Source organism: Amycolatopsis samaneae, assembly GCF_039541975.1.
GTDB lineage: Bacteria > Actinomycetota > Actinomycetes > Mycobacteriales > Pseudonocardiaceae > Amycolatopsis > Amycolatopsis samaneae.
Genome location: NZ_BAABHG010000033.1, coordinates 1 through 10845, shown reverse-complemented (window position 1 = coordinate 10845; position 10845 = coordinate 1). Strand labels below are relative to the sequence as shown.

9 protein-coding genes and 1 pseudogene are annotated in these 10845 nt (G+C 69.5%); all 10 read left to right on the top strand.

The genetic code is table 11. From position 1 onward, the window contains the following. Nucleotides 1-7 precede the first annotated feature (7 nt). The 10 genes and pseudogenes from ABD987_RS44155 (at nt 8) to ABD987_RS44115 (ending at nt 10559) form a co-directional block, all read left to right on the top strand. Nucleotides 8-1933 carry a hypothetical protein gene (locus ABD987_RS44155; RefSeq protein WP_345408971.1) on the top strand — a complete coding sequence of 642 codons (1926 nt, stop codon included), beginning with the start codon at nt 8-10 and terminating at the stop codon, nt 1931-1933. A gap of 19 nt (nt 1934-1952) precedes the next feature. Next, the gene (locus ABD987_RS44150; RefSeq protein WP_345408969.1) at nt 1953-2411 is read left to right on the top strand and encodes a hypothetical protein; all 459 of its coding nucleotides are present in this window, start codon (nt 1953-1955) and stop codon (nt 2409-2411) included. A gap of 718 nt (nt 2412-3129) precedes the next feature. Then, nucleotides 3130-3288, top strand: a complete 159-nt coding sequence (locus tag ABD987_RS44145) for a hypothetical protein (RefSeq protein ID WP_345408967.1) — start codon at nt 3130-3132, stop codon at nt 3286-3288. 121 nt (nt 3289-3409) lie between these two features. After that, nucleotides 3410-5266 carry a PatA/PatG family cyanobactin maturation protease gene (locus tag ABD987_RS44140; protein ID WP_345408965.1) on the top strand — a complete coding sequence of 619 codons (1857 nt, stop codon included), beginning with the start codon at nt 3410-3412 and terminating at the stop codon, nt 5264-5266. Continuing rightward, on the top strand, nt 5263-5463 hold the full coding sequence (locus ABD987_RS44135) for a hypothetical protein (RefSeq protein WP_345408963.1): 201 nt from the start codon (nt 5263-5265) through the stop codon (nt 5461-5463). The genes ABD987_RS44140 and ABD987_RS44135 overlap by 4 nt, the downstream gene beginning before the upstream one ends. Before the next feature lie 91 nt (nt 5464-5554). Then, complete coding sequence (locus ABD987_RS44130; protein ID WP_345408961.1) at nt 5555-7249, top strand: cyanobactin maturation protease PatG family protein; 1695 nt, start codon at nt 5555-5557, stop codon at nt 7247-7249. Between the two features lie 32 nt (nt 7250-7281). Continuing rightward, a complete protein-coding gene (locus tag ABD987_RS44125) occupies nt 7282-8130 on the top strand; it encodes an SAM-dependent methyltransferase (RefSeq protein ID WP_345408959.1) in 849 nt (282 codons plus the stop codon). A gap of 84 nt (nt 8131-8214) precedes the next feature. Further along, nucleotides 8215-8439, top strand: a pseudogene (locus tag ABD987_RS44710) (NAD(P)-binding protein); the annotation flags it as partial. Continuing rightward, a complete protein-coding gene (locus ABD987_RS44120; protein ID WP_345408957.1) occupies nt 8436-9839 on the top strand; it encodes a GMC oxidoreductase in 1404 nt (467 codons plus the stop codon). The pseudogene ABD987_RS44710 and the gene ABD987_RS44120, both read left to right, overlap by 4 nt. Before the next feature lie 303 nt (nt 9840-10142). Beyond that, on the top strand, nt 10143-10559 hold the full coding sequence (locus ABD987_RS44115) for an OB-fold nucleic acid binding domain-containing protein (protein ID WP_345408955.1): 417 nt from the start codon (nt 10143-10145) through the stop codon (nt 10557-10559). The last annotated feature ends 286 nt before the right edge of the window (nt 10560-10845 follow it).

The window sequence follows — 10845 nt, the reverse complement described above, 5'->3', positions numbered from 1 at the left end:
CGACGCCGTGTCAGCCGATCAGGACAGCGCCGGGACTGCCGGTGAAACCGAGGAACTGGCCCCGGTCGTCAAGGAGCCGGGCACCGGTACCCGTGTTCCGGGGCAGCTTCCGGTCACCGAGATCCCAGAGACACCGGACGTCGGGAAGGCGTTCGGTGAACCGATCCTCGTCGGCGGCGCCGACCTGCTGGCCGCCAGCGCCACCCTCGTCAGCTACCAGAGCCCGGAGGGCCCGCGCACCGTCCTGCACGCCCGGCTCGACGAAGCCGCCGAGGACAAGCTGCTCGACGCCCTCAACATCAGCCCCGACATGGTGCCCACCCAGGTCGAGCAGACCGTGCAGGGGAAACTCCCGCTGGACGAGCACCACCAGCTCGGGAACGCGATCATCACCGCGGCCAAGAGCGTGAACTTCCACCTCAACCACGGCGACCTCACCGCAGACTCCGTCCCGGAGACCACGCAGGCGAAGATCAGCGCCGCGCAAATGGCCCTCGCCGCCGCGGCGAACGACATCGGCACCGATCCCGGCCCGGTGGAGTCGGCGATGCTCAAGCACTACCACCAGAAACTCGCCGCCGTCGAGAACGCCGCCACGACCGCGACCGCAGTCTGCGAGGTCACCCCGTTCCTGCACGAGGGCACCGCGACCGTCACCCGGATGGCGCCGGCCCTGCCCCCGGACGCCACCGGTGAGCACACGGTGGCGGTGCTGCGCGCCGCCACCCGGATCAAACCCGCGCTCGATGCCACGACCGGGCAGGCCAGCTGGGACGGCACCGCCCGCTGGGACGACGCGTCCGGCAAGGAATACGCCATCGACCTCGGTGACGGCTTCCACGCCGTCTACCGGCCCTACAGCATCAACAACCCCGCCACCACCGACTACTCGCTGCGCGGCCGCCTGGAAATCATCGCCCCCGCGGGCACCGGCCACGGCCCGGACGTCGTCTGCTGTCTCGGGCAGCTGAACCTGGCCAACCGCCCGATGACCCGCGACGAAGGCGAACACAGCTACCTGACCGCCAACATCACCGCCCAAGGCCTGTCCAGCCACAGCGAGATCACCGCCGCCCAGACCACCGGAGACCATCTCGAGGAGATGATCCGCCAGGAACTTTTCCACGAACGCGCCCACCAGGCCGTCGGCATGACCGACATCGAGCTCGCCCGGTTCGCCAAGGACATCCAGCTCGAAGCGGCCACCCGAGCGCTCCCGGCCAAGGTCGGCGTCCTGCGCGACGCGATCGCCCACGCCACCGGACACTCCGACGGCGCCGCGCTCGCGGCCTCACCAGGCTACGACCCGACACCCCGGCGCTCCGGCGGCTGGCTGACCTGGAACCGCTTCGACGTCGGCAACGCGCAGAGCGCGCTGGGCAATGCCGTGCAGGGCCGGTCACTGGTGCACAAGGCCTCCTCGGCGGGCCTGAAGGCCATGCTGGCCAACGGGGTGCTGGCCTCGACTGAACGCCGCACCATGATGGGGGTCCAGCACGGCATGGGACAGAGCGAAGAGGTCGACAAGGCCACCGGTGGCGCGAGCTCGGTGTTCCTGCGCATGCACTCCACACCCGTCAAGCCGGCCGCCACCGAAGGCCCCCGGCTCGTGTGGGACGACCCCGAACGACTGCTCGCGCGCGCCGACTACTACGGCGCCAACGCCGACACCTACGGCGTGATCAACCCAGCCAAGATGAGCCAGTACAGCGGGCACGCGAAACCGACGCGGGACCCGTTCACGATCGCCGCGTTCAAGAATCCGGCCAACGAAGTCATGTTCGGCGACGGGATCGACCTGCTCGGCCTGGAAGGCCCCAGCCGCATCCTCTGCGTCAGCACCAAACAACGCAACGACCTGCACGCCATGCTCACCGCCAAAGGCGTCACCCACATCGCCGGCAAACCCCTCGACGACGTACTCCACGCCTGACCAGAAAGGACCGACCGCCATGCCCGCATCGCTGACCGCCGAGCAAACCCTCCACACGCTCCACGACCTGCTGCACGGCCGCGGCCAGGAACCGACCAACGACGACGTGCTGCCCGGCGCGGAACTCGTCGTCACCGAGGACGGCGCGGAGGTCTACCGCGCCGCACTGGCCCGCCACGTACGCCGCGACCTCGAAGACCCCGACGTGATCTGGATCCGCCCCCTCGCGCCCGGAGGGCACGACCCCGAGTCGGCACTGCCGACCTTCGACCCGGCCATCTGCCGTCGCCGCGCCCTGCACCTCACCGACGCCCACCTCGCCGCACCCCGCCTCGAACTGCGGCTGGCCACCGGCCAACAGGCCACCATTCGGCCAGCAGAAGGACCGCAGCTGACCGTCCTGCAGAACTTCGACACCTGGATGATCACCCTTCGCCCAGCCGAACGCCGCGGCCTCGAGACGCTCGCCCACGACTGACTGACCGGCACCGAGCAGTGAAACCAGATCGCAGACCGGCATTTTCACCGGTGATTACGTCCGCGAGTCTTGACCGCACTAGTTCGTGGTTTCTGAACAGATTTTCGCTTCTCGATTCAAACTGATCGACATGTTTACCCCTTTCCTTGATATGGAAATCCTCTTTATTCCAGTTCCTGGGGTGACAATCGGGACATAGGATGCGTCCTTCTCGCCGAAGGCCTGACGTGCCGATCCATGTCGACGCATGAACCGCTTCGTTTCGTGCGTTCCTGCCGGTCCCGCCGCATGTGAGATTCCTCGGGATTACCCGAAAGCGTCCGTAGCATCCTCTAAAGCAGGATCCTGCCAGAACCTCGTCACTCCGGGTGCGTCGCGACCCGCGACCGTGGTCGTCGTTGCTGTCCGTACAGGTGGATACCCGCTCTTTCGGTCGTCCCGTCTCGCAGGTTTCAGTGAGGGGATGCGATCCGCTCCGAGTGGACAGAGGTCAGGTTTCACTCAACGATTCCGGGGGCCGGATCCGTTTCGGGATGGAGGTTGTGGACCGCGTTCCGTTCAGGGGAGGAGGTGACGTCGATGAGGGTTCGAGCGCCGCCGGTGCTCCCGCCTCGTCGAGGTGACCGACCGCTTCGGTAACCGGTAGTTGCCGGTGAGGCCGCAGACGCGAACCCTTTGTTGTGAACGCTTTTCATGAACTTGGCTGAAGGAGCAGGATATGTCCGAGAACCTGATGGACTCCGTGGCGCCGGCGCTGTCGCCGCCGGTGACCCGGCAACCCGCTGGTGCGGCTGCCGAACCGGCTGACGGCGCGGAACTGTCGATCGTGACTATCGGTCCGGTCACGATCAGCTTCGCCGCGGATGAGGACGAGTAGCGCGGTTTGTCTCATCGACGTGCCGGGCGGCGGCCGTGTGGTCGCACCCGGCATGTCTCGTGTGTCGGGTAAAGCCGGTGAGTTCTAGGCGTCCGCGGAGGGTGGGGGCGGAGTGTGCGAGGTGCCCGGGATTCCCGGGCTGGCCGGGTTGTGGCGGCGGACGCTGGGCGAGGAGGGCGTGTGTGTCGCGGTGGTCGACGGGCAGGCGGATCTGGATCACCCGGCGTTTGACGGCGCGGCGGTGAGCCACCTCGGCGGGGTCTGGCCGGACGACGGGCCGGCTGGTGACACGGCGGCGCACGGTACGCACGTGGCCAGTGTGATCTTCGGCCAGCACGGAGGTCCCGTCCTGGGGATCGCGCCCCGCTGTCGTGGTCTGGTCGTGCCCGCGTTCTCACGGCGGCGGGGCCGTACCTCACAGCTGGAGCTGGCCCGCGGGATCGAGCTGGCGGTCGACGCGGGCGCGCTGGTGATCAACGTCAGCGGTGGCCAGCTGTCGGCGTCCGGGGAGGCGGAGGACGCGCTGGCCCGCGCGGTGCGGTTCTGTGTCGAGCGTGGGGTGCTGGTGGTGGCCGCCGCGGGCAACGACGGCTGCTTCTGCACCCATGTTCCCGCCGCGCTGCCCGGGGTGCTGGCGGTGGGCGCGCTCGACGAGCACGGCGTCCCGCTCGCGGCGAGCAACTGGGGTGCGGCCTACCGGCGCCACGGCATCATGGCGCCGGGGCAGGAAGTTCTCGGTGCCCGGCCCGGCAGTGGGACGGTCCGGGCGACGGGCACCAGCCTCGCCGCGCCGATCGTGGCCGGGGTGGCGGGGCTGCTGCTGAGCCTGCAACGCCAAGCGGGGACCCGCCCTGACCCCCTCGCGGTCGGCGCCGCGCTGCTGCACGGTGCCGACTCCTGCGACGTCACGAGTTCGGTGGCGTGCGAACGATTCCTGACCGGAACTCTGAACATCGAAGGAGCAGTACGGATAGTGACGAGCGCTATCAACGAGACGCCGCGCGATTCCCTTCCGGCCACGTCGGCTACCGCGGCGTCGCAACAGTCCTGCGGTTGCGGCTGTGACGGCCGGAAAGGCGCGGCGGTGCGTGGGGGTTCGCCGGAGGTGGTGATGTCGGCGGAGAAGAACGCGGCGCCGGTGGCGCATCCGGTCTACGCGGTCGGGGTGCTGGGGTATGACTTCGGGAGCGAGGCGAGGCGGGATTCGTTCAAGCAGCTGATGGAGCCCGCCGAGGCCGGCGGGGTCACGGTGCCGGCGAACCCGTACGACCCGCGGCGCATGGTCGAGCACCTCACCGCGCAGCCGTCGGAGGCACGGCCGCTGCTGTGGACGGTCAGCCTGGAACTTACGCCGATCTACGCGATCGAGCCGGTGGGCCCGTATGCGGCGGAGGTGTACGCGCTGCTGGTCCGGCTGCTGGCCGGGCAGGTCGCGGCGCCGGAGAGCGAGGAGTTCCTCGAGCGCGTCGCCGTGCCGGGCCGGATGAGCGGGCGGACGGTGCGGCTGTTCTCCGGCCAGTCGGTGCCGGTGATCGAGGTCGAACAGCGGCGCGGTCTGTGCGGCTGGGAGGTCAACCGCCTCACCGAGTCGGCGGTGCGGGCGGCCGGGTCCGCGCTGGGCGATACCGAGGACGAAGCCACCCGGAAGGCGCTGCGGCAGTTCCTGACCCGGGTCTACTACGACTTGCGCAATCTCGGGGCGACCTCCCGCGACCGGGCGCTGAATTTCGCCGCTACCAACGCGTTCCAGGCCGCGCACACCTTCGCGACGGCGCTGGCGCACGGGCTGGCGCTGGAGTCGATCGGTGTCGAGAAGAGCCCGTTCGGGCGGCAGGACAGCGACTGCTGGGACGTCAAGCTGCGGTTCTTCGACCCGGAGAACACCCGCCGCGCGAAGCGGGCGTTCCGCTTCACCATCGACGTCAGCGACACCCTGCCCGTCACCGTCGGTGAGGTCCGTGACTGGGCCGAACCGTGACCGACCGGTTCGCGATCGCACCCCCGCAGCTCGCGCCGGTGCGACGCCCCGAACGCCCGCACCACCGCGGTGACCTCCCGCCCGGCGCACCGGACGAGGTCGGTGCGCCCCGGCCACCACGCGACGTCGACGACCCGCCGGGCTGGCTGGCACCGACCTACCAGCGGATGACGACCTCCACCCTGTTCTCGCACTGACCGGCTTCCCAGGAGCAGCACCCCATGCACCGTTCGACGGCAACGCCGCGGCACCACCCGCGCCCGGCACGGCGGATGCGGGGCTGACGACGTGGCCGAGATCGCCGCGATCCCCGGCGTCCGCGAGTTGTGGGAGCAGACCCTCGGCGACCCGGACGTCACCATCGGACTCGTCGAAGGCCCTCCCGCACTGTCCCATCCCTGCTTCACCGGCGCGGACCTGACCGTGCTGGAACCGCACTGGCTGCCGCACGTGCCGGTCGTCGACGGGCTGCCCCAGCACGCGACCTTCGTCGCCAGTGTCCTTTTCGGACAGTCAGGAAGCTCGGTGCATGGTCTGGCGCCGCGGTGCCGGGGGCTGGTCGTTCCCGCGTTGCGGGACGAGCCGACGCTGCTGGACCCGGTCAACGCCGTCCGCGCGATCGAGACGCTGGTCGAGGCCGGGGCCGATATCGTGCACTTCGCCGCTTCGCTGCCCACCGGGTCAGGCGACGCGGACCCGCTGCTCGCCCGGGCCGTGCGGCAGGCCCACGACGCCGGCGTGCTCGTGGTGTCCCCGGCGGGAAACGACTACGGCGGCAACTACGTCGCGCCCGCGGTGCTGCCGGAGGTACTCGCCGTGGGCGCGCATGACGACGACGGTGTGATGTTCCGGTTCAGCAACTGGGGCGAGCGCTACCGGGACCATGGCCTCGTCGCACCCGGCGGCAACCTCACCGCGGCCGAGCCCGGTGGGGGAACGGCCGTACACAAGGGAACCAGCGTCGCCGCGCCGATCGTCACCGGCGTCTGTGCCCTGCTGGCCAGCCTTCGGCGGCAACACGGCTTGCCGGCCGATCCGCTGGCCGTCCGCGACGCCCTGCTCGCCGCCGCCCGTCCCTGCGACCCTGCCGACAGCCACGGCGACCCCGCGCGATGCCTGGCCGGCAAGCTTGATGTGCCCCGCGCCACCCGGCTCGCACTCGCGCGGCACGCGCAGGCCGACGTGGTGTTGTCGGCTCGGCAACCGAATCCGGTCTACGTCGTCGGGGTACTGGGCTACGACTGCGGAACCGACAGGCGCTGGGACTCGATCATCCGGCAGATGGTCCCTGGTGCGACCCGCGAGAAGCTGAACCCGTTCGATGCCCGGCACCTGGCCACACATCTTGCCGCGTACCCGGGCGACGCGGCGAGCCTGATCTGGATCCTGCACCAGGACCACGCCCCGGTCTACGTGATCGAGCCCACCGGCCCGTACGCGGCCGAGGTGTACCGGCAGCTCGCCGAACAGCTCGCGGGCCAGGCGGCGTCGAGCGGCGGCGCCACCGAACGTGTCGCGGTTCCTGGCAGGCACACCGGCCGGACGGTGCGGCTGCTTTCCGGGCAGCAGGTGCCGGTGATCGAAGTCGAACAGCTCTGTGGCGTCCCGGGCCGCAACGTCGATCAGCTGACGGCCGTGCCCGCCGACACCCGCGTGCTGCGGCAGCTACTCGAACGCGTCTACCAGGACCTGCGCAACCCGGGCGCCGCGTCGCGCGAGCGAGCGTTGAATTTCGCCGCCACCACCGTCGTCCACACGGAACGGATCTTCGCGGCCGCGGTGGCCGACCGGCTGGCACTGGAGGCGGTCAGCGTGGAGCCCAGCCCGTTTTCCCGTCCGGGTAGTGACACCTGGGATGTGAAACTGCGGTTCTTCGACCCCGAGAACACACGTCGTGCCAGGCGGGCCCTCCGCGTCACGGTCGACGTCAGTGACGTCCTGCCCGTCAGCCTCGGTGAGGTCCGCGAATGGGCCGAGCCCTGACCGATCGTCGCACCACGACAAGGAAGGAAACCATGACAGACAACGCCGGTTCCGGAGTGGTCGAAGTACCGTGGAACCTCACCGTGCCCGAGGCGGACATTCACCTCGTCGGCTACGGCCTGCGACTACCCAACGACCTCACCTTGGAAGCGCTGGCCGTGCTCAAGCGCTGCAACCGTGTCTTCGGGATCCCCGCACTGCACGCACCGGAGTTCGGCCTGCCCGCCATGGAAAACCTCTACCTGAACTACGGCACGGACAAGGACCGTCACCGGACCTATCGGGAATGGCTGGATCTCGTGCTCGACGCCGCTGCCACCGACGGCCCGGTCGCACTGGCCACCTCCGGCAGCGTCATGGTCGGCGCGCTCGTTGCCCACCGCGTCCTGGAGGAAGCACCCCGCCGCGGGCTCACCGTGCACGTCACCCACGCCGCTTCCTGCTTCGACGGCATCTGGGCCGACCTCAACATCGAGCCGTTCTTCGGCTTCACCGTCTGGGAAGCCACCACGTTCGTCAAACTCGGGATCCAGCCGGACACCAGTACCACGCTGATGCTGCCGCAGGCACCGATCTTCGACGTCACCACCGGCCCCGACATCGCCGACGGCACCATACGAACCAGCACGGCCGTCGCGGAAATCCGGGACCACCTGCTCGGCTACTACCCGCCGCGGCACCAGGTCCACTTCGTCCACACCGGATCCGGGACCGGCACCCGTGGCTTCACCTCGACAGTGGAGACGTTGCCGCTGGCCGAGCTCGACCACCCCGGCCGCAACCCGTTGAGCACCCTGGTTGTCCCCCGGCTCACCCCCAGCACCCGGTTGGACTTCCAACGCCCAGACACAGTCGCCACGAAAGACACCGTGACCAGCTGAAGTCTGTCCGCAAAGGACCTTCATCGTGTCCGGCCGACGAACACCAACGGCGTCGCCGATCAGCCGTCTGCCGAGGAGGGAAAGATGAACGGAGAACTTCGCCGGAGGGACGTCCTGCGGCTCGCCACCGCCGGGGCCGCGGCGGCGTGGGCCGGGGTCGGCACGGCGGGCATCGCCGCCGCCCGCGCCACGACCGAGGAACGGCATCGGGTCGCGGTGATCGGGTCGGGGATCGGGGGCGCGATCGCGGCGTTCCGGCTCGCGCAGGCCGGGGTAGCGACGGTGGTGCTGGAACGTGGGCGGCGATGGCCGATCACCGGGCGCGGGGACACGTTCGCGACCAGCCACACCGCCCGGACCGGCGCGCGGTGTGGCTGGGCACCAACAACGGGCTGCCGTGGCTGCCGGGCTGGTCGAACCTGCCGGGTTTGGCGCCGTTGCTGCCGCTGCCGGTACCGCGGTTCACCGGGATCCTGGACGCGGTGCCCGGCACCGGTGGCGACGTCATCTGCGGCGCCGGCGTGGGCGGCACCAGCCTGGTCTACGCCGGAATGCTGCCCCAGCCCAGCGAGGAGGCCTTCGCCGCCGTATTCCCCAGCCAGGTTCCTTATGCCGAACTCGCCGCCGAGCACTACCCCCGGGCGCTGCGACGGTTACGTGCCTCGCCGATCCCCGACGACATCCTCGCCCACGAGCGCTACACCTCCACCCGCACCTACCTGCGCTACGCCCAGGAAGCCGGGGCGAGCAGGACGGAACGGCTGAATCTCTGCTACGACTGGGACGTCATACGGGCCGAACTGGCGGGCACAGCCGTTCCGTCAGCCTCGGCCGGGGAATACCTGTGGGGCGTCAACAGCGGCGCCAAACTCTCGGTGGACCGCACCTACCTTGCGCAAGCCGAAGCCACCGGCCGGGTCACGGTCAAGCCCCTGCACGTCGTCACTGACGTGAGCGCCCAGCCCCGAGGCGGCTACACGGTCGAGTGTCAGCGGATCGACGAAGCCGGGAACACCCTGGAGCGGGTCCGGGTGCTCTGCGACGCGGTGGTGTTCGCCGCGGGCGCCACGCACACCCCCGAGTTACTGGTCCGGGCCCGCGACATCGGGACGCTGCCGCGGTTGAACGAACACGTGGGAACCGGGTTCGGCACCAACGGGGACCGGTTCATCGTCCTCACCGGCCTGCCGGAACCGACCCTGTCCCGCCAAGGCGGTCCGCCCGGGTTTCTGGCTCGCGACGTCCCGACGCCGCACGGCGCGGTCTCGATGTTCCACGTGCCGCTGCCCATGCCGTTCGAGACACGGTCCATGGTGCTGCTGGGCATGGGCAAACCCAACGGATTCGGCACCTTCCACCACAACCCACTCACCGGACAGGTCGAACGGCACTGGCCCGCCGACGGCGACCAGGCCGCGGGGCTGGCCACCAAGCACCTCGCCGACCGGCTCGCGCGGGCCGCGGGAGGCGGGATCGCTCTCGAGGTCGGGGCCGTGCGGCAGTTCACCGTCCACCCCGTCGGCGGCGCCGTGCTCGGCACCGCCTGCGACCTCTACGGACGGCTGCACGGCCACCCCGGGCTCTACTGCCTGGACGGATCGCTCATCCCCGGCTCCACCGGCCTGGTCAATCCCGCCCTCACCATCGCCGCCATCACCGAACGCTGCCTCGACACCATCCTCACCCACGACCTCCGCACGGTCTTCTGACCAAGCCACGGCCTCGCTCCAATTCTCAGCGGCAAAGACTGCACCGTGCGGATCGGCAGTACCGGACGTTCGTATGCCGTCACCATGGTCGATCCGGAACGCAGTTCTGGAACACGTTCTCCCGGTGCGTCGCCTGCTGTTGGTGGTCCACAGACTGGCTACGTGGTGATGCCTAACAGCTGGCGAGCGGGACCGAACTGGAGGTCCTGCGCGAGGCCTCGAAGATCTACGAGGAGCTGAAGGGCGACCCAAAAGGGCGTTCCCGGTAGTCATTCGGCTCGCGACGCGCCCGCTCTGCCGGGCATGTCCGCGTTCGAGCTCGCCGCTGCGGACCTGTGGGCCACCGGCATCACCCCCGACCAGCACCCCGTCGCCTTCCTGCGCGAACACCTCACCGCACGGGGCGCGATCCCCGCAGCCGCGCTGCTCGACGTCGGCAACGGCACCCAGGTCCTCGTCGGCGGCGCCGTGACCCACCGGCAGCGGTCCGCGACCGCGGGCGGGATCACCTTCCTCAACCTCGAAGACGAGACCGGTATGACCAACGTCGTGGTCAGCGAAGGCCTCTGGCGCCGCGAACGCACCACCCTGCTCAACGCCACCGCGCTGCTCATCCGCGGCACCGCCCAAGTCGGACAAGGCACCGTCTCCCTCGTCGCGAACAAAGTCACCGCGCTGGACCTGGCTACCCTCGCCGACCGATTACGCGACTTCCGTTGATCGGGTCGCGCAGTCGGCTTTATGTGTAGGGTCTCAGGACCAATGACACAATCTCAATGATCTTGGCACCGGAATGGCACTTGTGCCATCGGCGTGAGACTCGTTGCCATTCATTCTGATCCTGTAGGGTCTGACGGCTGGCTTCATTTTCTCGGCGGCGGCTTCATCTCTGCTTCATTTGTGAAGCGGAGATGAGACTGGGTCGTCCGCGCAGTGCCGCGGACACACCGAGGCAGGTCCGCACCGGCACGATGGTGCCCTCGCCACTGACGCTCAGGGCATTGGG

Coding starts and splice junctions, on each gene's coding strand:
- ABD987_RS44150 (WP_345408969.1), top strand. CDS start 1,953: ATGCCCGCATCGCTGACCGCCGAGCAAACCCTCCACACGCTCCACGAC.
- ABD987_RS44145 (WP_345408967.1), top strand. CDS start 3,130: ATGTCCGAGAACCTGATGGACTCCGTGGCGCCGGCGCTGTCGCCGCCG.
- ABD987_RS44125 (WP_345408959.1), top strand. CDS start 7,282: ATGACAGACAACGCCGGTTCCGGAGTGGTCGAAGTACCGTGGAACCTC.
- ABD987_RS44120 (WP_345408957.1), top strand. CDS start 8,436: ATGGCCGATCACCGGGCGCGGGGACACGTTCGCGACCAGCCACACCGC.
- ABD987_RS44115 (WP_345408955.1), top strand. CDS start 10,143: ATGTCCGCGTTCGAGCTCGCCGCTGCGGACCTGTGGGCCACCGGCATC.